The organism is Lactobacillus sp. UMNPBX19 (genome assembly GCF_002553805.1).
Classification (GTDB): domain Bacteria; phylum Bacillota; class Bacilli; order Lactobacillales; family Lactobacillaceae; genus Lactobacillus.
In genome coordinates this window covers 1-24,982 of sequence record NZ_PCYR01000013.1, presented here as the reverse complement: position 1 = coordinate 24,982, position 24,982 = coordinate 1, and the positions used below count along the sequence as shown (strand labels likewise).

Genomic DNA, 24,982 nt, shown 5'->3' with positions numbered 1-24,982 from the left:
GTTGGAGGCAAAATATGTTAAATAAGTGAGTCTCAAAAATTGCCTTGTTTTATGACCTCGTTTTTGTCTACATGATATCTAAAACAACCGAGATTCTTCATCATCTAGAGCATGGATTAGTTTCACCTACCTCTTTTTCTCTTTTTGCATTGATTGTAATTATTTTTATTAATTCATGGATGATTCAGACTGTCTTTACTAATAGATATGGGATCGGTAGTTGGGCTGACATTGCTTTTTACTTTATTGATATGATGATCGTACTCTACATGTCTAATTCCTTTGATACTAATAATCTAACTGAGATGAAAATCCTATTTATTTCTGCTGGCTTACTATCTCTTACTCTAGCAAGTCACTATTTAATTAATTACTTTCAGGTTAAAAATCCCGTTGATCAAAATATTTCCCTGGCATTTTTCATGATTTTAATTTTTAGAGCCCTTACCTTAATTATCGGAGGAATTTTAGATAATATTTTTGGCTTTATTTTAGCTGTTATCGGCATCATACTAAGTTGGTTAATGCCACTTCTCACTACAAAATATACCCTTAAGCATCCAATTATTTTTCCCCATTTACTTGAAAGACTGAATCTTTTAGTAATTATTATCTTTGGTGAAAAAATTATTGGTATTGCGGATTACTTTCAACCTAAAACTTTTCCTTCTATTCTATTCTTATCTTTTTAACTGTTGCCTTGCTCTTTTGCACGTATGCACTACAATTTGATAAATTAATTAATGAAGACCAAGAGGATGTAACAGGTAATATACTAATCTATCTTCACTATTTAATAATCTTTGGCATTAGTTTAATTACTGTAAGTATAAAATTTATCCATGAATCGGATGCTAACTCATGGTTTGCTGTTTTATGTTTATATTGTGGAACTGGTTTATTCTATTTAGGATTATTATTTTCAACTCATTACAATAAACTGCAATTTAAGTTAAAAAAATCAACTATTTTTCTTTTTATTAGTACAACTTTAATTGGAACTATTTCTTGTCTCATCTGGTCAAGCTTTGAAGTTATTACTATTCTCACTTTTATTATTGTTTCAATTAATATTGATTGGCTCGTACATGTAAATCTTCCCCATATCAAAAAAGGAATCCTGCTTTAGGATTCCTTTTTAATGTAAAAATATTTTAACTACGTGCCCAATTATCAAGAACATTCAAGAAAAATTGTTCCGACCAAATTCTAATATTTTGACCTTGTTTCTTTAATGCTCTTGCCTTATTTAATTCAACGATATCAGTTCTTAAGAAATCATGATCTCCAACTAAAAGATAGTCTGTATCTTGACCAACTTCATCCCGAATAAAGCCACCCAAATTCTTTACAGCATTAGCTAGTTCATAGTCATCTACATCTAAGTCACCAGCAATTACAACATTCTTATGAGCAAAAGGACTACGAAAAACTTGGCTTTGTTTAACAATCTCAGGCCATTCACTAGTTAAGTCTAGTGTTTTGACCATTTCTTGCGCTCTAAGCATATGTTCCTGTCTAAATAATCTATGAAATTCATCAAAAACCTTTTTTGTATCTAGGCAATCATCTAACCCGCGGTGCTCTTGCGTTTCTGCGATATCTAATCGGTGCATGCAATCTAAAAGACGATTGTGTTGTTCTTGTGGGTAAAAACTACGAGCCAAACGATAAACATCAACATAATCATTATTTAAGACAGTTAAGTGATATTTTTCAGCTAGGTCATAGACAAAATTCAAATCAAAATTCACATTATATCCAACAATCGGATCACTACCGATAAATTCACGATATTTCTTTATTGCCTCTTGAACCGGTAGACCCTTTTCTTCAATCGTCGCTTCATCAATTCCATTTAATTTGGTAATAAAAGCAGGCACCTTGTTGCTATCAGGAAACTTCACCAATTCTGAAAAAGTTGCAACTACTTCTCCATGGCGAACCCTTAAACCACCCATCTCTGTAATTCGATCACGGTATGGACTAAGCCCCGTAGTCTCCACATCAATTAAGGTATAGTTATCAGGAAAACCAGGCTTTTCAATGCCTTTTTGCCGTATTTTTTCTTGAGCTGCTGGAATTCGTAAAACACCTTGAATAACTGAAATACTCATTTTTTACCTTTCATTATTTTGAAATCTGTTCAATTGCTCCAGGAAGAGCCATTTCTAGGCCGACACTTCTTTTTTGGATATCGTCTGGCAATTCATCTTGACTTAAGTCTGCTGCTACATAATGCCAATCTTTGAACTGCTCAACCAGTTTTACCATTGGATCAAGAAGCTGAGGACTAGTTGGATCAACTCCTAGTTCAAGCACTACGACCTTCTTAGTCTGATTTCTTGTTAAAAACCAACGAAATCTCGTATTTGCATCTTCATCTGGAAAGAAGTGAGCATTTAGCGGCATATGAAGTTCCATTGGTGAATTACAATCCTCGCATATTGGAACCTCACCCTGGCCATTAACGTATCTCTTCACTGTTGACAAATCAGAACGTGTACCGTGATTTAAACCACTAGAGCACTGCATCATTGTCCAGTCACCAAAAACATTAAAGATTTTTTCTTGATCAAAGCCAGCTTTTTCAAAAAAATGGCCAAAAGTACTAGTAGCAATAAAATAATTCTTTCCATTTAACAGTTCTTTTAATTGCTTCATTGCTTTACTTGGCTCATATTCAACTGAATACTCATTAATTAGTTGACTCCAGAATTGCCACTTTTCATCCCAAGAATCCAAATCTTTATCTAGTGCATCCGCAATTGTTTTTACATGATATTTTTCACTTATATTTTTATATTCAATCGGAAAGGCCAAATTGTCAAACATATCAAGACCTTCCATCTGTGCAAACCCATTACCTGCAGTCACAATAACCGCATCGGCATCTGCTAACCATTTTTTTATTTCTTTAAAATCTTTCATGATCATTTCTTCCTTTTTATTTTTCAGAATATCCTATCAGACGTAACTGTCCATCAATATATTCTCCTAAAAAGACATCATCAGGACTATTATAACCAGCTTTAGTTACTTCTTGTTCAAGCCAAGCATTAGATTTATGGATCAACTCCAAAACGTCTTCATTTACCTGTCCATCACTAATAATCGGGAAGCGAATATTGTCCTCATCGTTTTCAATTATCGTTAATTGTCCATTTTGCTCAAAAATACAATTTTTCACTTTTTCAACTGAATAAATCCCGCGACTTCTAAGCCTAAACATTAATTCGTTAGCAGAAATACCGGCTTTCATACAATTTCCTACCAACACATGACCATTTTTAATTACTTGAACCGGTTTTCCATCAATCAAATTACGAATCCAATTACTACGCTCACGACCAAACTTCAAAATAAAAACTACTAAAGTCCAAATGATTAACACCAATAAAAATTGAAGAACGGTAATACTTTGATTATATATTAAACCACCGATAATACCGCCTAGTACATAATTTTGGAGTTGATCCAAAGCCGTTGTTGGAGCTAAATTACTTTTTCCAAAAGCATTAATTTGGATAATCAAGGTTAATATTCCTAGAGAAAATTTAATAAATAATTGTGTATAATCCATCTCTTACCTACTCTTGTACATATACATGATGATCAATCACGTGCGCCCGATTTAAGGTATAACTATTATTATCCTCGTTTAAATTCAATTGATAGTCTTCATTTTTCGAATCAATCCGCACAATCATCCCATCCTGCAAATTCATCGAACTGACCATCACATCGCTTTCTTTAACGTTCTCATCATCAGCAACTGATTTAATAAAGGGAACAATTTGGGCAGCCTTAGACTTCTGTTCATTATTTTGCACATATTTTTCATATTGTGTGCCAGTAAATAATAATAAAAATAAGAGGGCAATGATTCCTAAATCCCTATATCTTGTATTAAAACGATCACGTAAATATAGAATTGTAAAAATAATCATCGCACTGGCAGCAACAATCATTAGAATATATAAGGCTGTTCGATCTGTATTTTGATGGTTCTGAATATAATTTATTGTATAGAAATTCATTTAAGTCTAGTACTTTCTCTTTAATGGACTTTCGTCACGTTTATCATTTAATAAAACATGCTGCTTCGCAATTTCAATCAATGTTTTAGCTAAAAGAGCCATACTTTCAGTTGTTACATATTCATATGGTCCATGGAAATTTGCCCCACCATTAAATAAGTTAGGTGTAGGAATACCCTTTTCTGAAATAAAATCGCCATCTGTTCCTCCCCGAAATGGGATAACTTTTGGCTCTAATCCAAGAGACTTATAGGCATGTAAAACTAGATTTACTACATAGGGATGCTCTTTAATCAAATCTCCTGGACTATGATATTGATCATGCATTTCAAAAGTTACTCGATTTGTTCCATACTTTTTATTCAACTTATCCACTGTACTTGTGATTAACTTTTTCTTTTGCTCAAAACCATCAGTATCAAAATCTCGAATAATCAGTTGAATTTGTGCATGATCGACATTGCCATTATTAGATAAAACCATCAAATAGCCATCAAAATCTTTACTATTTTCAGGCACCTCACTTGCTGGTAAAGCCTGAATAAATTCACTAGCCATCAATGCAGCATTGACCATAAGTCCGTACGCCTCCCCAGGATGAACTACTGTTCCATAAAAATCAATTGTAGCAGCGGCAGCATTGAAGGTCTCAAAGGCAATATCTCCTGGATCACCATTATCTAATGTATAAGCAAATTCCACAGGAAAACGTTCCACATTAAAACGAGCAGCACCTTTACCAATTTCTTCATCTGGACCAAAAGCAACCCAAATATCTCCATGTTCAAGATCAGGATTTTCTTTTAAAGATTTAAGCATTCCTAGTAATCCAGCAATTCCCGCCTTATCATCTGCACCAAGTAATGTAGTGCCATCAGCGGTAATCAAAGTTTCACCTAAATGTTTTTTTAAACTAGGAAATTCACTTGTGGATAAGACACGTCCTTCTTTTAAAAAAATATCCTTTCCATCATAGTTTTGATGTATTAATGGCTTAATATTTTCTGCATTAAAATCAGCCGTATCTACATGTGCTACAAAACCAATTGGAGTTACTTCTTTCTTAGTTGTCTTTTTTAGTTTTCCTACTAAATATGAATCTTCTTCTGAAAAAGAAATCTCTTCCAAGCCTAATTTTTCTAATTCTTTCTCAATAATTTTCAACAAGTCAACTTGTCCCACAGTTGTCGGTACAGTTGTACTTTGTTCGTCTGATCGGGTATTTACTTTACAGTATTCTATAAATTTATCTTGAATATATTTTTGATCGATTTCAGGCATTTTTACTATCCCCCAAACTATTTTTAATTATATTTTAAGAAAAAATATTTTTCTGTCAATTAACTATAGTTCCGAGGCTCCACTCTCTGCATCAATTTTCTGATTTTTACGATAAATGTCCCCTTTAGGATTATTGGGATCATCAACCAATTTTTGTCCGGTTTCTTTTAAGTAGTATTCCACAAGTGGATAAATATCTTGAACCGTTTCATTAATTCCAGCAAACTGATGGTCTTTATCAAAAATAGCCCGATATGTGTCTACCATAAATCGTTTTTGAGTATTAGTTTGATCCACAAAGTGCAATTCTTTTTCTTCCCCCGTGCTTAACTTGTGGAATATTTCTGTTAATTGCTTCTTTTCGTTCTCGGTTTGACCAAGAGCCGTAATATTTTCTCCAAGTTCTGGCGGATTGTAATTCATCCCTGGCAATTGTTTATAATATGTAAATTCTCCAGTCTTATTAAAACTGAGCAAGCTGCTGGGAAACGAAGAAAGATAATTATCGAGGTCTTTTACTTTCATTAGTCCCGCGTTTAACCTTACATAGTCATTACCTTGTGCAGCATTTCTATAATTTTCAGTCCAATTTTCATTCATATCTGATACCTCACAAATAAAAAAGCATGTCGAACTCGACATGCTAATTTTAACTTATTTTGATTATTGTTAGTCTTTAATAGACTTTAATCCTTCACGTTTTCTTCCCATATTGAACCATGGTGAAACAGTAAAGGCTAAAACGTCATTAACAACATAAATTAAGGAGTTAACAGCCATTGCTAAAGTTGCATCTCCCTGTGCATAAGTAATGCCCCAAAGAATTAGTTGAAAAATTCCGCTGGCAGTCCACCAGAAATATTGGTTGTTGTATCGTAAGAAACAAATAATACCAGCAGTTAACGAAATCGCAAAACTAATAGCATCGATCCAAGGACGTGGATCATTAGTAAATTTACCGATCAAGTAGCCAGATACAGCGTAAACAACTAATGTACCAACAATAGCAACAATCCATTCTTTAGTACCAAACTTACGTAAGTGGTTCTTAGTATCATCATTCCAAGATCTAACTGAAATAATAACTGGTAAGTCTAAAGTTAAAATATAGGCAATTTGTTCAAAAATTGAAAGATAATTCTTAGCAGCTAGTCCTGCATAAATGAAACAAGCTGCTGAGATTAATCCTAACCATCCATTAATTGCTTTCGTTGCATTAATAGCTAAAACACATAAAGTCCCAAGCAATGTACCAATGAAAGTAATTACTGTTAAAGTAGTAATCTTGTTTTGAATCAAAATAGCTAATTGGAAGCCAAAAGCAAAGAACCAAAGCATATAATTTTGAACTGGCCAACCGTGTAATTGCTTAAAAAGCCAAACGAAGTAGTTATCCTTTCTTTCTTTACGATCTTCCTGTAATGATGTGGAATTGTCCATGTATTAACTCCTCTTTCTTTATATTAGGTCACACAATATATTGTGCCTTATCCGCATTTTTATCAAAAAAGCATCTGTATCTAGTATAGTAGTTAATAAATTTAAAACAAGAGTTTACAATTTTCGTTAAATATGCGGGTAGGTGTCATTTAAAATTTGGATAGCGCTTTCTTCATCTTGATGATTATCTTCAACTAACTTTTTATATATTTTTTTGTCTTTATGATTCAATAAGCCACGTATTTTTTATTTTTATGTTTACTTTTTCAGTCGTTTTTTACCTTATTCTAAAGTGAGCCGTCAAAACACTAAGAATGTATCAGTTCAAAAGAAAAAGATTTTACCTCAAACTGGTACAAAAACAACGGATATAAGTATTCTCGGTTTAGCCTTTGCTACTGCAGCCTCTCTACTTGGACTTATTAGCGATAAAGTTAACAGAAAAAAGCATAATTAATTATCTTAAAAAACGTTAGATTGCTTTCTAACATTTTTTCTAGCGTTACCATTTCTACTTTTGATATAATTTTTAATTAATAAGTATTTTTTTGAAAGGAGATCAACCATGGTTAAAGAATTCAAAGAATTTATTTCTCGGGGTAACATGATGGATTTAGCTGTCGGGGTTATTATCGGGGCTGCTTTTACAGCAATTGTAAATTCTTTAGTCAAAAATTTAATTAATCCTCTAATTGGATTATTTATTGGAAAAATTGACCTTTCCAACTTAAAATTCACTATTGGTGAAGCTACATTTAAATACGGTAGCTTCTTAAATGCTGTTATTAACTTCTTAATTATTGCTCTAGTTGTCTTCTTCTTAATTAAGTTAGTTAACAAAATTACACCTAAAAAAGAAGTTGAAGAAGATCCTGCACCAACTAACGAAGAAATATATCTTCGCCAAATTCGTGACTTATTGCAAGAAAAGAATAAGTAGAATAATAATATTTTTATATAATTCAATTTCTCTATATTGATCAAAACAAAAATACCGCTAAATCAAGGTTCACTACTACCAAGATTTAACGGCATTTTTATTTTTAACTTCTATTCAATTAATACTCTGAAGCACCGGAACTTGTATCAGTTTCTTCTTGCTTCTTTTCCACATGCTCTTCATGCTTAGATGCACCAGTTGCAGTATCAACTTCATCTCTCTTATAAGTTGCACCCGTTGTAGCATCCGGATCATCTACTAGCTTTTGACCAGTAGTTTCACAGAAGTACTTCACAAATGGATAAATATCTTGTACCCATTCATAAGTTCCCACGTAATTTCCTTCGTCATCTTCAATTCGCTTGTAGTCATGGAGAATCAACTTATGGCGATTGCCATTAGGCACGGGCATCTTCACTTCATCATGGCCATCTATCTTGTTTCTTAAAGCATAAATAACTTTCTTGGCTTCAGGAATAACATTACGAATATCTGGATGAACAGCGCCCATTGTATCACCAACTTGATCTGGCGTACGTTTAGCGAGCATTTTCTTATTTGGATCAGTTGGTCTGTTATACCACAAGAATTGATTATTATCATCTACATAAGTTAATTCACCAAATGCACGACGAAGCATCCAATTAATTTGGTTAACAGTAAGAAGACCTGCATCAAGCTTTACATAATCATCGCCTTCAGCTGCATGTACTTTTTTAGCAGCTTTATTTAACCAATCTGGATCATTTTTATCTACACCTTCGACTGTGTAGCGTGATTTACCAGTAGCATCAAAATCCTCTTTAATATAATCTTCTTCTTTTAAGTCTTGTAACCATTTAGGTTCTGCCATTTTATTTCACCTCATAAATCTACGTCTCTTCAACTTGATTATACCCACTAACGAAAGGGCTTGCAATGTTTATATGCAGTATTTTATATATAAAGTTGGCATAATATATATTTATGGAATATAAATTATTTTTAAAATTAGATGTTGACTAAAAGTAAGTTATACGATAATATAACTTGTGAAAAGTAAGAAAGGAGCTAATGATTATGTTTAATGTACGTCAAGCAAATTCTTGTTGTTGCAATTGTCAAAAAAATTTGGCAATTATTTGGCGTACAGTCATTAGTTCATTCAAGAATTTCTCTAGTTAGAAACTAGCTTTTCAAAGTTATAACTATGATTTTTCTCAAGAGCTGTTGACATTAGGCCAATGGCTCTTTTTTGTTTGCTTAGAATTGGAGTTGAATAAAGTGCAAACTACTCTCGTTGTTTTAGTGGCCATCGCTATTCTAGCTGGTATGGCTTACTTGCATAAAAAGAATTGGGGATTTACTAAATTAGTATTCCTCTCCCTTATCGTCGGAATCGTCTTTGGCGTTTCCCTTCAATTAATTTTTGGTGCTAATAGTAATATTGTAAAAAATAGTATCGACTGGATTTCCATTGTTGGAGATGGCTATGTTTCCTTACTACAAATGCTAGTAATTCCTCTAATCTTTGTTTCTTTAGTTGGTGCATTCACTCAACTAAAAATGACTACTAAGATTAGAAAAATTGCTACCAGTGTTTTAGCTATTTTGTTAGGAACTACAGCTGTTGCTTCCTTCTTAGGTTTCAGTAGTGTAGCTATTTTTAATTTAGGTGGGGCTGGCTTTGCTAAGGGAATGTCTGCATCCTCCACTGCTCTTACCTCTATTAAAGATCATCAAGCTCAATTAAAAGGCTTGACCCTTCCTCAACAAATAACATCCTTCTTCCCACAAAATATTTTTGCGGATTTTGCTGGAATGCGCTCAACTAGCACAATTGCAGTAGTAATTTTTTCTATTTTTGTTGGAATTGCCTTCTTACAAATTAAGAAAGAAAAAGCAGATGTAGCTGCTACATTTGCACGCGGTATTCAAGCCTTACGTGCAGTTATCATGCGCATAGTTAAGATTGTACTTGAAATCACTCCTTATGGAATTTTTGCTTTGATTGCTAGAACTACTGCAAGTAACAGTTTTGCAACAATGAGTAAACTACTTGTCTTTATCGTTGCTGCTTACCTTGCAATTGCTGTTATGTTCATTGTTCATGCAGTTCTACTTTTAATTAACGGAATTAATCCAATTACCTACTTCAAGAAGGCATGGCCTGTCTTAGTCTTTGCTTTCACTTCTAGAACTAGTGGTGGTAGTTTACCACTTAACGTACGTACTCAACGTGAATCAATGGGAGTAAGCGATACGATTGCCGACTTTGCTGCTAGCTTTGGTTTAACTATTGGTCAAAATGGATGTGCAGGTATTTATCCATCAATGGTAGCAGCAATCACTGCCCCACTTGTTGGAGTTAACATTTTCTCATGGCAATTTGTATTAAGTTTAGTTGTAATTGACGTTATTTCTAGTTTCGGCGTTGCCGGTGTTGGTGGCGGTGCTACATTTACTACTCTAATGGTCTTAGGTGCTCTTAACCTACCAGTAACAGTTTTAGGTGTTTTAATTGCTATTGACCCAGTTGTTGATATGGCTAGAACTGCTCTTAACGTTAACGACTCAATGGTTGCTGGTGTTATCACTGCTAAGCGTACCGCAGAACTAAACTGGAATACTTTTAATAATGAAAAATCTGATGTAGATGCTGAAGTTGAATAGCTTACTAAAAATTTTTATTGACATTATTTTTTTAGCGTTGTAATATTATGACAACAAAATTAATTAAAGCTTAGAAAAGATGAGTAATTACTTAAAGCATCCCCCAGAGAGTCGGATTAGGTGCAAGCCGATGTTGCTGATGTAATGAAGATGGTCTTGGAGCTAAATTAAAGTGCAAGCTAATTTAAGTAAGCAATTTACGATTGACGTTCGTTATCATGTCCGAGTCTTCCAAATGTTGGAGTACTTAGTGAGGAATTAATTGTAAGATTAATTCGAATGCAGGGTGGTAACACGCTATTAAGCGTCCCAAGTGTAGTTTAAAAACTATACTTGGGGCGCTTTTTCTTTTGCTCAATTAGTTTATTAAATTCAAAGGAGGGATTATTTTGAATATCAAAAAAGAATATTTTAGTGAACAGGTATTTAATCGAATGTGCAGCTTACATTCTCTGATCCCTCTTGTCAGCGGATCTTCAGATAATATTTAAAAGAAATTTTTAGTTAAAATTAGGAGGTAGATTTGATGACAAAATTAGCACATTACGATATTGTTGGTAGTTTCTTAAGACCAGAAGAATTAAAAGAAGCAAGAAAGAATTTCAATCAGGAAAAGATTTCACAAGAAGAGCTAACTAAAATTGAAGATCAAGAAATTAAAAAGCTAATTCAAAAAGAAGAAGAATTAGGACTAAAAGCAGTCACAGACGGTGAATTTCGTCGTAGTTGGTGGCATCTTGACTTCTTGTGGGGATTAAATGGCGTTGCCAAATATGATTACAAAGAGAGCTATAAGTTCTACGGTGCTAAAACTAGGACCGATAATGCAGAGCTATCTGGAAAAATTGCTTATAATCCTGACCATCCTTTTTTTGAAGCATTTAAATTTGTTAAGGCTAATGTAAAAAATGCAATTGCTAAGCAAACGATTCCTTCTCCAACTCTACTATTTCGGGACAATCGCTCTGATAATTGGCCTAACTTCTACGATAATAAAAAAGCTTACTTAGATGACCTAGCTACAGCCTACAATAAAACAATCAAACATTTTTATGATTTAGGTTGTCGCTATATTCAAATTGATGATACTACTTGGGCTTTTTTGATCAGTAAATTAAACGAAACACAAAATGATCCCAAAGAACATGAAAAATATGTTCAATTAGCAGAAGAGTCTGTTTATGTAATTAATAAGTCAATAGAAAAGCTGCCTGCTGATCTAACAATTGCTACACATATTTGTCGTGGAAATTTTAAGTCTACTTTTCTTTTTTCTGGTGGATATGAACCAATTGCGAAATATCTTGGGCAGTTAAACTATGATCGCTTTTTCTTAGAATATGACAGTGATCGTGCTGGTGATTTAAAACCAATTAAGCAAATTTGGAATAATCGTGATAATGTCACTATTGTTCTAGGCTTGATTACTTCAAAAAATGGCGAATTAGAAGATCCGATTACAATCGCAAAACGCATCAGGGAAGCCGGCCAATTAGTACCCTTGAATAATCTGGCTCTAAGTACCCAATGCGGCTTTGCTTCTACTGAAGAAGGAAACATTTTAAGTGAAGCTGATCAATGGAAAAAGATTAAATTTGTTGTTAAGATAGCAAATAATATTTGGAAAAGTTTTTAACGGAGGGAAATATTATGGGTAAAGTTGAAAGTTTTTAATTAGATCATACTAAAGTTAAGGCACCTTACGTTCGTTTAATTACTGTTGAAGAAGGACAAAAAGGCGATAAAATTAGTAATTTTGATCTTCGTTTGGTTCAGCCTAATGAAAATGCCATTCCTACTGGAGGCTTGCATACCATTGAACACTTATTAGCTGGATTATTACGTGACCGCATTAATGGTTATATTGATTGTTCACCATTTGGTTGTCGCACCGGCTTCCACCTCTTAGTTTGGGGTACTCCATCTACTACAGAGGTAGCTAAGGCACTTAAAGAATCGCTTGAAGAAATTCGCGATAACATTACCTGGGAAGATGTTCCAGGTACTACAATTAAATCTTGTGGTAATTATCGCGATCACTCCCTTTTCTCAGCTAAGCAATGGTCAAGAGATATTTTAGAAAAAGGTATTTCCGATGATCCCTTTGAGAGACATGTTGTAGAATAATTTTTCTGAATAAATATAAAAATGCATTATTACTAGTTTGAAACTAGTAATAATGCATTTTTTAATTATTTTTCTTATATCTATTCCACAAAACTATATTGCCAATTACCAGCATACATATCCAGATAGCTGCGAGAAATACGTTGTTTTGGTAACTTTGTTTACTTTGAATATTACCCCAAATCACACCAATATATATTCCACTCAGAATTGCACTTAATGTAATGCTAGTTAAGATAACTACTAAATTTGTTATTTTTTTCTTATAGTTTAGCAGCTGAAGCCAATTGTAGACTATCTCACAAATTACGATTAACACTACTAGTAGGTCATACCACCATTCTTGTCGCTTAACAAACATATTTATCGTATCAATAAAATAATAGCCACAAATCATTGCAAATAAATCTAAAGTAAGCAATTGTCCTACAATGGTGTTCTTTTCTTTTTCTTTCATAAAAGTCCCTTTATCAATCTTATTGTTTCTTTTAATTATAGAACAATAGCCTTCATTTCAGCATTAAAAATATTAAAGCTGGCTTTAGGCACTTAAGATATGGAAGTAACTTAAAACAATTCCTAAAATCAAAACAAACCAGATCATCTTAGTGGACGTCACATGTTTCTTTCCTAGTAACCAGTAAACTAAAGCTACAAGTAAAACAGGTACTAAAGATGGCATAATTTGATTTAAAATTGTTTGCATCTTTAATGTTACTTTGCCTGCTCGATATACAAAGGGGACTTTCACATTAACTACAGTTGGTATCAAAGCCCCAACGACGGTAACCCCAAGTAAAATAGCAGAGTCGGTAATTGCATTTAACTTACCTGAAGCAGAATCAATTAATTTTGCTCCCTGTGAATAACCGAGGTTTAAAAAGCCAAATCTTGTGAATAAAACAATCAAATTAACAATTATCCACAAGAAAGCTCCAAAAGGATTTCCTCGTAATCCCATATATGCACCAATTGATCCACAGATTGTAGGAATAATAGCACCAAAAATTGTGTCTCCTACTCCAGCTAAGGGGCCCATTAAACCTGTCTTTAAGCCGGCGATTGTTTCTTTAGCTTTACTTCCTTGCTTTTCTTCAATTGCCAGATCCATTCCAATGATAAAGTTTCCATCAAATGCATTCACGTTGAAGAATTGTGACTGCATCTGCATCATTTCAACTAATTCTTCATCTTTGTACCAGCGTTTTAAAAATGGCAAAACAGTATAAAAGTAACCGGGAGCCATCATTTTTTCATAGTTCCAAGATAACTGACTAGCCCAGAGCCAACGCCAATTTGCTCGGAAAAGATCCTTTTTTGTTAATTTATTTGAATTAGTTTTCATATTCTCCCTCTTCATTTGTATATTCTTCACTCTCAGTTACTTTTTCTGAACTATTTTTCTTTGTATTTAATTTTTCTACTTCACGAGTGTAGTGAAGGTAAGCTAAGGCTGCTCCCAGCAACGCTACCCCTAGCATTGGCATTTTTAAGTAAGCTGCTGCAATGAAGCCTATTGCTAAATAAGAAATAAATCTTTTAGTTGGTAAGTATCTAAGTAAAATTGCAATACCAACAATTGGCAAAATATGCCCAGATACTTTTAACCCATCAGTCAACCAAGCTGGAATTATTCGTAGAATTGCTTTAACAACATCATTTCCTACTACAAGTAAGATAAAAACTGGGATTGCACGTGAAAATCCCCAGGTAAATGTTCCCCACAATGCATTTCTTGCTGCAGCATTTGGCTTATTTTCTTTAATAAAAGTATCAATTCGATGTTGAAAAATAGTATTAGCAAATCTGGCTAAAACATCTAGTTGGACCATTAAGAGTCCTACTGGAACTGCCAAACCAATTGCAAACTGCACACCTTTTCCTGAAATAACGGCGTAAACTGTACCAACAATTGCACCAGTCATAAAGTCCGGCATTGATGCTCCTCCATATGTTGAAACCCCTAAGACCATTAATTGGAGCGTTGCTCCAACTGCCAGCCCAGTTGTAATATCACCCATAATAATTCCTGAAATCATCCCAATTGCTAAAGGATTATTCACAATTGATACAGTCAATTGATCAATAATTGCCCAAAATGCTAGGCAAGTTAGTAATAAAATCTGCCACCATTGTATTGTCATTGTCTTATCTTTCCTTTACTTTTTTAATAACTCCATAAATTCTTCTTTGTCTTCTGACGGCACCATTTGATGATAAAGATGACAACCGTGCTCATTTAAGTAGCTAAAATTATCCACATCTTCTGCAGTAACAGCCACACTCTTCGCAACTTGACGTGAATCAGCCTTAGTAGACATGTTTCCTACATTAATTTCAGGCAAGTTCACACCATTATCAACCATTTGACGTAAAACCCCAGGATTTTTAACTAAAACTAAAACGGTTTGACCCTTATATTTTCCTTCATTAATTCTTCTGGCTGCACCTTTAGCAGTCAAAATACTTAAGTGAACACCATGCGGACATGCGGTCTTTAAGGCTGTTTTTTGAATATCATTCTTTACGATATCATCCCCAACTACCATAATTCGCGTTAATCGCAATGCATTTGTCCACATGGTGGCAACTTGTCCGTGGATAAGTCTTTCATCAATTCGAACGTTATGCATAGTTTGTGGTTCTACTTCCGCATTTTCATTTAATTCGTTACTTTGATGAGACTCTTTCTTGTTTGAGGTGGTCTTCTCTCCAATTGGCTTTCCAACAGGCGCCATATTTTCTTTAGCTTGTTTGATTGCTTCCTTCATCGGAGTTCCCATTACTGCCGCTAGCAAAAGTGGCAAGCACAGACCGCTGTATACTTTTACTTCAGGATGTTCTTGCTGATAGCGTAATGCAGCGTTAGCAGGAGTTCCTCCGGCAATATCCACAATAATAGTTGGCACTTGTTCAAAACTTTCGGCAGTTTGAGCAATCTCATCAAGTAAATCATCTTGATTCATTGTTTGTTTAAAAGCAATCGCTTTTACATTTGATAATTTTCCTGCAATCATTTCACAGCTAGCTAGAGTTGCCTTAGCATATTCACCATGACTAACTATTAAAAAGTTATCCACATTTAATTCCTCCAGAATTCACAATGTTTATATTTTATCCTAATTGGTATGTAAATTAAAGCTAAATATAATAGCGCTTTGTAGTATATTATAAGGAATTGGTATAGTTCAATTTTATTTTTTTATACTTGTAATCGGTATCATTATTGATACAAAAAGAAGACCCTACTTGGCAAAAGTAGAGTCTTCTTAAGGAATATAACTATGAAAATTTTATTTAATGAAATATTATTTAAGAATTTAATTTTTGTTGATATATGAGGATTATAGGAAAATTTATTTTAATTACTTAGTAAAGCCAACATCATACCATGAATTTGCAGATGGCTTAAGTGACCAGCCAGTTACCTTGTTGTTAACTGCAGTTACTGACCAACTGTTTGTGGTAGGTACAACATAGGCATTGTCATACATCCATTGTTGCCACTTATCAAATGCTTGTACACGGTACTTGTGGTTAAAGGCCTTAGTTGAATCAATGTTATTAAGAAGTTTAGATTGAGTTGGAGAAACAAAACGAGCAAAGTTGTATGGAGCACCTTCACTGTAAAGGTCCATTGGTGATGGTTCAGATGATAAACTCCAACCACCTTCAAAAACATCAATCTTAGGACTGTCTGCTTGAATATCTTGTACCCAAGAGTTGAATTCCATTGGACGACCCCCAACAAATTTAGCATCTAAGCCAATCTTTTGCCATTGTTGGAGGTAGTTAGTCCAGATCTTTTCAGCATTAGGTTGTGTATTACGAACAGCAACGTTAATAGTTAACTTCTTACCATTTGGTTGACGACGGTATTTTTCACCCTTCTTCTTCTTGTAGCCGGCCTTGTCTAATAACTCGTTAGCTTTCTTCAAGTTGTATGGGTAACCCTTAATACTCTTATCAGAGAAGTCGCCAAATTGTGCTGGGATAAATGTGTTAATTCTAAATGACAAACCATTGCCGTAACGCTTGGCAACAGCGTCAATGTTCATTGCATAAGCCATCGCCTTACGTAATGAGACATTGTTCATCTTAGCGTTCTTATCCTCAACGTTCTTGCCAGTCTTCTTGTCAAACTTACCTACCTTAAAGCCTAAGTAGCTGTAAGATAGAGGAATCTTACCAATGAAGTTAACGCCCTTAGTATCCTTAACATTGTTCCATTGAGCGTTAAGCACACCAGTAACATCAAACTTATGACTCTTAATAGCTTGAGAAACAGAGTTAGTTCCGATTACTTCCATAGTAACCTTGTCTAAGTTTGGCTTACCACGCCAGTAATGTTCATTTGGTACATAAGTAACTGATTGACCACGAACAACTTTTTGAACCTTGTATGGACCAAAGAAAAGTGGTTGTTTACGAACCTTATCATCTGATAAAAGTTTATCAAATGGAACGTCTTTCAAGTAGTGGTATGGTTCTGCACTTTCAAGGAAGTAACCATTACCAGATTGAAGCATACCTGGTTTCATTTCCTTAAAATGAAGTACAACTTTTCGACCATCTTCACCATTTGGCATTTCAATACCGGAAATCTTGTCGGCCTTACCTTTGTGATATTCATCTAAACCAACCAGGTTAGCCAAAGAATCCGTATATCTTGAAGTCTTGGTCTTAGGATTACCAACAATTTCGTAAGCATATTCAACGTCCTTAGCAGTTACTTGTTTACCGTCAGACCACTTAACGCCCTTCTTAACTTCAATGGTAATAGTCTTAGCATCCTTATCTAACTTGAAGGTAGCTGCACCTTTGTTGTTAATTTTATAGGTATCATTAACAGCGAAGAGTCCTTCTAAACCTGGCCCTTGAATTTCACTATCAGTTGAAGTGTCAGATAATTCTGGTAAGAAAATACCTGTGAAAGGTGAGTCACTTTCAATTGCGTACTTTAATGTTCCACCTTTTTTAACTTGTTTCTTAGGAACTGCTTCCTTAAAGCTAACTTTCTTATCGCTAGCATTATTATTATTGTTATTCCCACAAGCAGTTAAAGTTAATGCCGCACCGGACAATACTGTAATTGCTCCTAACCACTTAACTTTTTTCAATTTGTTCTCCTCCTTTATGAGATGACTTAAATTTCTTGTTTTTGATTATATGATATTAAAGTGAAAAAAGCAATATAAAATTTAAAATATTTTAGTTATAAATTTTATTTAGCTTAAAATTACAATAGAATTTATTCCTTATTTATAATATATAGACTGAAAGCCATTAAAATAAAGATGAGCAAATAAAAAAAACTAATATACTTTCGTTATTTAAACGAAAATATATCAGTTTCTTTCACATATTTTTTATTAATTAAGATTTCTTTTTAATATTTCTTTTAGGAGTAAAATTTAAAGCCAATACTGAACCAATTACTAAGAAGGTTCCTAGCCAATCCATCCCCGACATTACTAAACCAAAAACTAAAACTGAACCAACTGTAGCTGATAGGGGTTCAAATGCATCTAGTAAACTTACATTCGATGGTTTTACGTAGCGTAGAGCGTTAGCCATAATTTGAAATGGAATAATCGTTCCAATAATAATTATTGCACTTACGTCCAGCCATACTCTAAGTGTATTGGGAATTGATGGAAACTGCGGATATACAAGCATCAGTCCAATTCCCGCCAATAGCATTCCCCATCCCGTTACAACCAAACTTGATACTCTTTTAACAAGTTTAACCGGGATTAAAGTATAACTTGCTTCTCCTAATGCCGATAGCAATCCAAAAAGCAATGCAAGAGGAGTAATTGCTAGCTGATTAAAATTACCATGAGTTGATAACAAAAATACCCCAATAAAAGCTAGGATAGCAGCTAGCACATCCAATCTTCTTAATACTTGTTGATGAGTGACAGCCAAATATGTTAGGACGAAAAATGGTCCAATAAACTGCAAAATCGTAGCAATTGATGCATTTGCCATTTCAATTGCAATAAAGTAAAAGACTTGTACTGGTAACAAGCCAAAAATCCCATAAGCAATAATATGAAGAGTATTTTTCTTATCTTTTAAAACTGAAAATGGCTTTTGGTGTAAGACTGTCGCAATAATTAATAAAACAATCCCAGAGATAATTAATCGGATTTGTGTTAACCAAATCGGTGTAATCTTACTACTCACTTTAAATAGAGATTCTGCAAATAATCCAGATATTCCCCACATTACTGCTGCTAAAGCAGCTAGGACTGTCCATAACCTACTTTTTGACTGTTTATCCATCCAACTTTTCCTCACAAATTAAAATTGATCTAAATCATCATAACATACTTCCTTTGTTACTTATTTCTCGCTTCATAAAAAAATACTGCCCGAAAAATCGAGCAGTATTTTTTATATTCACCTAATCTAAATCTTTTCCGTTTGATTCAATAACTTTCTTATACCAATAGAATGAATCCTTTGGCATTCTTTCTAAAGTGCCTTTACCGTTATCGTCACGATCTACATAGATGAAGCCATAACGCTTACTCATCTGTCCAGTACCAGCAGATACTAAGTCAATACATCCCCAAGTAGTATAACCAATAAGATCTACACCATCATTAATCGCACGCTCCATTGCCTTAATGTGCATTCTTAAGTAGTCAATTCTATAATCATCATGAATTTTTCCATCTTCACTAATTTCATCGACTGCACCAAGGCCATTTTCAACAACCATCATTGGAATATCGTAACGGTCATACATTAATTCAAGATAGTATTGTAAACCATCTGGATCAGTTGCCCATCCCCATTCAGAATACTTCAAATATGGGTTCTTGGCTCCAGCAGCAAAGTTGCCACCTACTTTATCCTTTACTTCATGGGTTGTAACAACATTAGACATGTAATAAGAGAAAGTATACATATCTACTTTTCCTTCAAGTAAGTCTTGCTTATCTTGATCAGTGATATCAAGATGAACATTATGTTCATCCCATAATCTCTTAGCAAATGTTGGATATTTACCCTTGCATTGCACATCGCCGCAGTAGAAAATATTCTTTTCCCAGGAATGGAAATTAAGCAAAATATCCTTTGGATCCGGTGTAAGAGGATAATCAACAATACCACAAATCATATTTCCGATTACATAGTTTGGATCAATCTCATGAGCTGCTTTAACTGAACGAGCAGAAGCAACAAATTGATAGTGTAACTTTTGATATGCATGTTGATAGTCTTCATCTGTTCCATTACCACCAAACATATCTAAGAACATAACGGCAGTATTAATTTCGTTAAAGGTTAACCAGTATTTAACTAATCCCTTGTATTCTTTAAACAAAGTAGTGGCATATCTTACGTAACAATCAATCATTCCGCGATCTTGCCAGTCGTTATACTTTTCACTTAAATGAAGGGGGTCTTCATAGTGAGAAATAGTTACAAGAGGTTCAATACCATATTTTTTACATTCTTCAAAGACTCGACGATAAAAATCTAAGCCTTTTTGGTTTGGTTCTTTATCATCACCATTTGGAAAAATTCTAGTCCAAGCAATTGAAAGGCGGAAGTTCTTAAAGCCCATTTCTGCAAACATTTTAATGTCTTCTTCATAATGATGATAAAAATCAATTGCTACATGGTTTGGATAATATTCGTTTGGATCAATTGCACCAACTGCTCCTTTGGGAAGACCCGCACCTGGAACAGAAGGAATTTTTTGCATCTTATCATCAAACTTATAAGTAAGCATGCGGGGATGATCTAGATTACCTGCTGTCATAATATCAGTTACTGATAAGCCTTTACCATCTACATCGTAGGCACCTTCAATTTGATTTGCGGCAGTAGCTCCGCCCCATAAAAAGTTCTTTGGAAATGACATACTATATTCTCCTTTTTAACACTAATCATTTTTATTATATATGAAATCGATTACATTATTTAAGCCATTTGTGGATTTTCATTAGTTGAGACTTCTTTTTCAGTTGCTCCTTCTAAGTCTAAAATCTCTTGACCAACCTTGACTTCACCTTGACAAACTACTGAAACTTTTTCATAATCTTTAGAATTTGTAACAACAATCGGTGTAGTAACAATATAACCAGCTGAATGAATTTCATCGATATCAAAATTAACTAGCTCATCACCAGCCTTAACTTCGTCACCCTTGTCAACTAAAGTTTCAAAGCCTTTGCCTTGTAAGTTAACTGTATCCATACCAATGTGCATTAAGATTTCTGCACCATCTTTTGTCTTCATACCAATTGCATGTCCTGTTGGAGAAGTCATCACAACTCTACCATCGTCTGGTGCGTGTAAAACTCCTTGACTAGGTTCAATGGCTACACCTTCACCCATTGCACCACTTGAAAATACTTCATCTTTTACTTCAGATAATGGTAATAATTCACCATCTAAAGGACTAACCAATTCAGTTGATACATTTAAATCAGTATTACTTGCTGGAGCAGCTTTAGCAATTACATCAGCTTGATTTGCTACTTCTTGAACAGCCTTTGCTTGTTTTTCATCATAATCAGCATCAACACTCTTCTTACCAAGTGCTATTTGTAGTACAAATCCTAAAACAAATGATACGGCCATGGCAATCATCAAGCCATAAACACTCATATCAACCCCGCTCTTTGGGCCAATAGTAGCTGGAATAGAGAAGATTCCCATACCACCCATCATGTACATTCTGGTACCAAAGAAGCCGATTAAGCCGCCACCAACACCAGCAGCAATACAACTTAAAATAAATGGCTTTTTACGTGGAAGAGTTACACCATAAATAGCTGGTTCAGTAACACCAAAGATTCCTGAGATAAATGCTGGTAAAGCAATTCCCTTTAATTTTTGATCTTTTGTTTGTAATAAAATTGCTAAAACGACACCAATTTGTGCAAAAGAAGCACCTAATGACAATCCTAAAATTTGATCATATCCCATTGCAGCTACATTAGACATCATAACTGCGACAAATCCCCAGTGAACACCGAAGATAACGAATACTTGCCAGAAAACGCCAAGTAAAACTCCGGCTAGAACTGGACTAAAGCCGTAAATAGCTGAAGTCATAGCAGCTAATGCATTACCAATCCAAGTAGCAATTGGTCCAATAATTAAAAAAGTCAATGGAACAACAATTAACAAGGTAACAAATGGTACTAAGAAAGTTTTTACAACAGTTGGAATCCACTTTTTACACCATTTTTCAATAATTGAAGCAAATCACACTGCCAAAATTATTGGAATAACAGTTGAGGTATAGTTCATAGAAATAATTGGGATACCTAAGAATGTTGCATGCACTTGTGAATGTAGAAAAGTGCCATTAAATATGTCAAATAAAACTTTTTTACTGTGTAAATAAGTTGCGATTTGTTCAGCCGTATCATAAGCATGATTATACTTAATCTTCATAAATCCTAGTAGAGAACCATCAAGTTCTCCGCTCTTATGATGCTTATTTCTTAAAAGTCTTACTAATAATACTCTCAAGTGGGTAATAAAGCGGCTATAGTTAAATGACTCTGTAGCTAAGTCCATTTGATATTTGTATTGAATAATATCAATAATCCCGCTTATGAACTCAGTTATTTCAACTGTTTCTTGCACTTGATCATTATCAGATGCCGCATTAACAAAATGATAAGTCATAAAAGTACTTTCACTTACTGGCAAGTTAACCTTCATTTCTTTATTAATTAAAGCAATGACTTTTTCACTAATTTTATATTCCTTAGGAAAAAGATTCTTAACTTCCCAACGTATATTGGCAGCACTAATATCAATATTATCTTCAATTCTTGAAAGGGCAAAATCAATATGATCAGCTAAAGCCAAGTGTTGAAAGTCGTTGAACTTTACATTCAATAAAAGTTCAACCATCTGGATCACCTTATTAGTTAAATCGATGGTCGAAGCGTTTATTTCTTTAACTTGGTTAACTTCATCTTGATGAGAGTTGGCAATGAAACGTCTTTCAATTTTACTCTCATCAATCTTATCACCCTTTTTTAGGCCAAAGCTAACGCCTTTACCTAGAACTACTTGTTCTTGACCTTGGTCGTCCTGAACCAAGGCTGCACTATTATTAAATGTTTTAAGAAATATCATCCGACGAATCACGTTTATATAGAAAAAGGAACTGCTTTTACACAGTTCCTTCTCTACTATCTAGTAATACTATCTGCACGGCCTTTATAATCACCGTTTTCAGTTCCAATAATTAATTCTTCGCCTTCCTTAATGAAATCTGGTACAGTTACAACTAAACCAGTATCCATTGTTGCAGGCTTACCACCACCAGCAGCAGTTGCACCCTTGATTTCTGGTTGAGTCTCTTTAACTGTCATCTTTACAGTGGATGGTAAGTTAATTCCGATTAATTTACCTTCATCAGTAAACTTAAGGTCTACTTCAATATTTGGCATTAAGAATTTAGCTTCTGAAGCTAAATGTTCTTTAGGAATTAAATATTGTTCATAAGTATCTGTATCCATAAAAATAAAGTTAGTGTCATCATCGTAAAGATATTGTGCCTTTTTCAAGGAGACATTAACTAAGTCTACTTTTTCACTTGGACGCATTGTTTTATGTACAACTGCACCACTCATAACATCACGCAAATCCATTTGCATAACTGTATTACCCTTACCAGGTTTGTGGTGATTACTCTTTAATACTTCAATCAACTTACCATCTTGGTTAAAAATCATACCTTTTTTTAATTCAATTGCTTGCATTAACAAGTACCTCTAAAATTTCTTAATATACATATCACTAATTTCATGATTACCATACTTTTTAATAATCATGTCTGCTCGTTTTTTAGTTGGTTCAATATACTCGTGTAAGTTCTTCAAATTAACATCTCGCCAAACTTTTTTGGCAAAAATATCTGCTTGTTCACGTGGTACATGAGCCCATTGATAAAAATAATTGTCTGGATTATTGCGATTAATTTCTAACATTAAATGATAGCGATCAAGATACCATCTTTCTAGGTCCTCTTCACTAGCATCTAGATAAATCACATAATCTAAGAAATCACTTGGCGGTGCTTGGCCGTTAGGAGGAACTTCTAGTAAATTTATTCCTTCCACTACTAAGACATCCGGCTGTTCAACCGATCCAACTTCATTAGGAACTAGATCAGAAATTTCCTGTGAGTATAGTCGATATGGTACTCTTTCTTTACCAGCTTTAACACTTGACAGAAAAGTAGAAAAGGCATCCCAATTAAATGATACTGGGAAGCCCTTTTGATCCATTAAGTTTTTAGCTTTAAGTTCTGCATTAGACATTAAAAAGCCGTCAGTAGAAACTTGAGCAATCTTTTTATCCGGTTCAAGGCGTTCAAATAACCGCGTTATTTTCTTGGCAAAGGTGGACTTACCAACAGCAACAGATCCCGTTACTCCAATTATAAAAGGAATCTTTTGCCACTGTTCTTTATAAAATGTTTGTTGAGTATGGTAAACAGCATTTTTTTGACTCATGATATATTGAAGATTCTTCATCATGAAAATTTCTGCACTAAATTCATCACTTGGAGGAATTAATGCCTGCCACTTATCAGGTGTCAAGTGTAAAAATTGCTCTTGCATAAAAAGCCCGCCTTCCTTCTGCCTTGTTCCTAGTATTTTTACATTGTTCAGCCTATCATATATATTGAGAGAAAGAAAAGAAGATATCTATGAAAAAATTAATTCTTTTTGGTGATTCCCTACTTGCAGGGTATATTGATGGACACGCAACTAATATTGTAACTCAAGGACTGCAAGAAAAATTACCTAATTTTACAATTATTAATAATTCTGTACCTGGAAGTACAACTGAGGAGGCAATTGATTTTTATGATTTAAGGATTAAACCTTTCAATTACGACTTGGTTATACTTGCCTTAGGTACTAATGACGCAAACATGCAATTTGGCTTAAGCGCTGGGCGCTATGCACATAACTTGCAAGTTCTAGTAGATTTAATTGGTGTCGACAAAACAATTTTAATGGGACCTTCCTATACTAATTGGAAAATCGCCAAAGATCAAGCATGGCCAAAAACATTACAATTTGAATTAGTAGCTGAGCAATGTCATATCGAAAATAATATTCCATTCTTAAACTTTGCTAAAGTAATGCGTCAAACTGGTCATCCTAATAAATTATTGCAAAAAGATGGCATTCATTTGAATAATGAAGGAAATAGATTGTTGATTAAAAATTTAGCTGAATTAGTTAAGAATAAAGTAGCACTTTAACCGTCATAAAAAAGAGGCCATAGCCTCTCTTAACTTAAAAGGCTCTATAATAAATCCTGTTGATGACTTATCTTAGTGGTAAGTTGTTAACAGGTTTTTTACTGCATCAAAAAAAGAGGACACAGTCCTCTTAATTCAATAAAAATCATTACCACACAACATTTATTAATTACGCCGATTGTAAAATTAAATTGAACACTTGATAAAAAATAAAAAGTCCATTCGGACCTG

The 24,982-nt window shown here is 34.1% G+C and carries 24 protein-coding genes, 2 pseudogenes and 1 other annotated feature; of the genes and pseudogenes, 7 read left to right on the top strand and 19 right to left on the bottom strand.

Annotated features, from left to right (window positions below; genetic code table 11):
- Positions 1–38 precede the first annotated feature (38 nt).
- A pseudogene (locus tag CP370_RS10285) lies at positions 39–1,129 on the top strand (low temperature requirement protein A).
- A 25-nt stretch (positions 1,130–1,154) separates the two neighbouring features.
- On the opposite strand, the gene CP370_RS05250 reads toward CP370_RS10285, so the two are convergent.
- From CP370_RS05250 to pnuC, 7 genes are all read right to left on the bottom strand, one after another.
- Positions 1,155–2,117 (bottom strand): exonuclease domain-containing protein, encoded by a 963-nt coding sequence (locus CP370_RS05250; RefSeq protein WP_087285253.1) that lies wholly within the window; start codon positions 2,115–2,117, stop codon positions 1,155–1,157.
- 13 nt (positions 2,118–2,130) lie between these two features.
- The gene (locus tag CP370_RS05245) at positions 2,131–2,931 is read right to left on the bottom strand and encodes a Sir2 family NAD-dependent protein deacetylase (RefSeq protein ID WP_087712663.1); all 801 of its coding nucleotides are present in this window, start codon (positions 2,929–2,931) and stop codon (positions 2,131–2,133) included.
- A gap of 16 nt (positions 2,932–2,947) precedes the next feature.
- Positions 2,948–3,583 carry a DUF421 domain-containing protein gene (locus tag CP370_RS05240; RefSeq protein WP_087712662.1) on the bottom strand — a complete coding sequence of 212 codons (636 nt, stop codon included), beginning with the start codon at positions 3,581–3,583 and terminating at the stop codon, positions 2,948–2,950.
- Positions 3,584–3,590: 7 nt separating this feature from the next.
- A complete protein-coding gene (locus CP370_RS05235; protein WP_012846638.1) occupies positions 3,591–4,040 on the bottom strand; it encodes a DUF3290 domain-containing protein in 450 nt (149 codons plus the stop codon).
- A gap of 6 nt (positions 4,041–4,046) precedes the next feature.
- Positions 4,047–5,321: a peptidase T gene (gene pepT / locus CP370_RS05230; protein WP_087712661.1), complete on the bottom strand. Its 1,275-nt coding sequence runs from the start codon at positions 5,319–5,321 to the stop codon at positions 4,047–4,049.
- Between the two features lie 63 nt (positions 5,322–5,384).
- Complete coding sequence (locus tag CP370_RS05225; protein WP_012846640.1) at positions 5,385–5,921, bottom strand: PAS domain-containing protein; 537 nt, start codon at positions 5,919–5,921, stop codon at positions 5,385–5,387.
- Between the two features lie 69 nt (positions 5,922–5,990).
- Entirely contained in the window at positions 5,991–6,761 is a 771-nt protein-coding gene (gene pnuC, locus CP370_RS05220; protein WP_087712660.1) for a nicotinamide riboside transporter PnuC, read from the bottom strand.
- 292 nt (positions 6,762–7,053) lie between these two features.
- Here pnuC and CP370_RS05215 point away from each other — a divergent pair, with 292 nt between their 5' ends.
- Positions 7,054–7,218, top strand: a complete 165-nt coding sequence (locus tag CP370_RS05215; protein WP_004896605.1) for an LPXTG cell wall anchor domain-containing protein — start codon at positions 7,054–7,056, stop codon at positions 7,216–7,218.
- A 108-nt stretch (positions 7,219–7,326) separates the two neighbouring features.
- A complete protein-coding gene (mscL, locus tag CP370_RS05210; protein ID WP_012846642.1) occupies positions 7,327–7,701 on the top strand; it encodes a large-conductance mechanosensitive channel protein MscL in 375 nt (124 codons plus the stop codon).
- A 118-nt stretch (positions 7,702–7,819) separates the two neighbouring features.
- Here the strand turns inward: mscL and CP370_RS05205 are convergent, their stop codons facing one another.
- Positions 7,820–8,554, bottom strand: coding sequence for a PAS domain-containing protein (locus CP370_RS05205; RefSeq protein ID WP_061400226.1), 735 nt, complete (start codon positions 8,552–8,554; stop codon positions 7,820–7,822).
- Between the two features lie 410 nt (positions 8,555–8,964).
- Between CP370_RS05205 and CP370_RS05200 the strand changes: the two genes are divergently transcribed.
- The 3 genes and pseudogenes from CP370_RS05200 to CP370_RS05190 all read left to right on the top strand — a co-directional run bounded on the left by CP370_RS05200 (position 8,965) and on the right by CP370_RS05190 (position 12,480).
- Positions 8,965–10,353 (top strand): L-cystine transporter, encoded by a 1,389-nt coding sequence (locus tag CP370_RS05200; protein WP_087712658.1) that lies wholly within the window; start codon positions 8,965–8,967, stop codon positions 10,351–10,353.
- A gap of 62 nt (positions 10,354–10,415) precedes the next feature.
- Positions 10,416–10,668: a binding site (T-box leader), on the top strand.
- Positions 10,669–10,879: 211 nt separating this feature from the next.
- Positions 10,880–11,989, top strand: a complete 1,110-nt coding sequence (locus CP370_RS05195; protein ID WP_087712657.1) for a vitamin B12 independent methionine synthase — start codon at positions 10,880–10,882, stop codon at positions 11,987–11,989.
- A 14-nt stretch (positions 11,990–12,003) separates the two neighbouring features.
- A pseudogene (locus CP370_RS05190) lies at positions 12,004–12,480 on the top strand (S-ribosylhomocysteine lyase).
- A 61-nt stretch (positions 12,481–12,541) separates the two neighbouring features.
- On the opposite strand, the gene CP370_RS05185 reads toward CP370_RS05190, so the two are convergent.
- The 11 genes from CP370_RS05185 to coaA form a co-directional block, all read right to left on the bottom strand.
- A complete protein-coding gene (locus CP370_RS05185; RefSeq protein ID WP_087712656.1) occupies positions 12,542–12,937 on the bottom strand; it encodes a hypothetical protein in 396 nt (131 codons plus the stop codon).
- A gap of 84 nt (positions 12,938–13,021) precedes the next feature.
- The gene (locus CP370_RS05180; protein ID WP_172972215.1) at positions 13,022–13,840 is read right to left on the bottom strand and encodes a PTS system mannose/fructose/sorbose family transporter subunit IID; all 819 of its coding nucleotides are present in this window, start codon (positions 13,838–13,840) and stop codon (positions 13,022–13,024) included.
- Positions 13,815–14,624: a PTS sugar transporter subunit IIC gene (locus CP370_RS05175; protein WP_004896597.1), complete on the bottom strand. Its 810-nt coding sequence runs from the start codon at positions 14,622–14,624 to the stop codon at positions 13,815–13,817. The genes CP370_RS05180 and CP370_RS05175 overlap by 26 nt, the downstream gene beginning before the upstream one ends.
- A gap of 15 nt (positions 14,625–14,639) precedes the next feature.
- Complete coding sequence (locus CP370_RS05170; protein ID WP_087712655.1) at positions 14,640–15,560, bottom strand: PTS mannose/fructose/sorbose transporter subunit IIAB; 921 nt, start codon at positions 15,558–15,560, stop codon at positions 14,640–14,642.
- A 285-nt stretch (positions 15,561–15,845) separates the two neighbouring features.
- Positions 15,846–17,600, bottom strand: a complete 1,755-nt coding sequence (locus tag CP370_RS05165; RefSeq protein ID WP_087712654.1) for an oligopeptide ABC transporter substrate-binding protein — start codon at positions 17,598–17,600, stop codon at positions 15,846–15,848.
- A 256-nt stretch (positions 17,601–17,856) separates the two neighbouring features.
- Positions 17,857–18,771 carry a DMT family transporter gene (locus CP370_RS05160; protein WP_087712653.1) on the bottom strand — a complete coding sequence of 305 codons (915 nt, stop codon included), beginning with the start codon at positions 18,769–18,771 and terminating at the stop codon, positions 17,857–17,859.
- Positions 18,772–18,892: 121 nt separating this feature from the next.
- Entirely contained in the window at positions 18,893–20,365 is a 1,473-nt protein-coding gene (locus CP370_RS05155) for a glycoside hydrolase family 1 protein (protein ID WP_087712652.1), read from the bottom strand.
- A 59-nt stretch (positions 20,366–20,424) separates the two neighbouring features.
- On the bottom strand, positions 20,425–21,705 hold the full coding sequence (locus CP370_RS05150; RefSeq protein WP_087712651.1) for a glucose PTS transporter subunit IIA: 1,281 nt from the start codon (positions 21,703–21,705) through the stop codon (positions 20,425–20,427).
- Between the two features lie 12 nt (positions 21,706–21,717).
- Positions 21,718–22,605, bottom strand: coding sequence for a PRD domain-containing protein (locus CP370_RS05145; RefSeq protein WP_087712650.1), 888 nt, complete (start codon positions 22,603–22,605; stop codon positions 21,718–21,720).
- A gap of 56 nt (positions 22,606–22,661) precedes the next feature.
- Entirely contained in the window at positions 22,662–23,234 is a 573-nt protein-coding gene (gene efp / locus CP370_RS05140) for an elongation factor P (RefSeq protein ID WP_012846655.1), read from the bottom strand.
- Between the two features lie 12 nt (positions 23,235–23,246).
- Positions 23,247–24,098, bottom strand: coding sequence for a type I pantothenate kinase (coaA, locus tag CP370_RS05135; RefSeq protein WP_004897971.1), 852 nt, complete (start codon positions 24,096–24,098; stop codon positions 23,247–23,249).
- An 89-nt stretch (positions 24,099–24,187) separates the two neighbouring features.
- On the opposite strand from coaA, the gene CP370_RS05130 reads away from it, so the two are divergent.
- A complete protein-coding gene (locus CP370_RS05130; RefSeq protein WP_087712649.1) occupies positions 24,188–24,751 on the top strand; it encodes an SGNH/GDSL hydrolase family protein in 564 nt (187 codons plus the stop codon).
- The last annotated feature ends 231 nt before the right edge of the window (positions 24,752–24,982 follow it).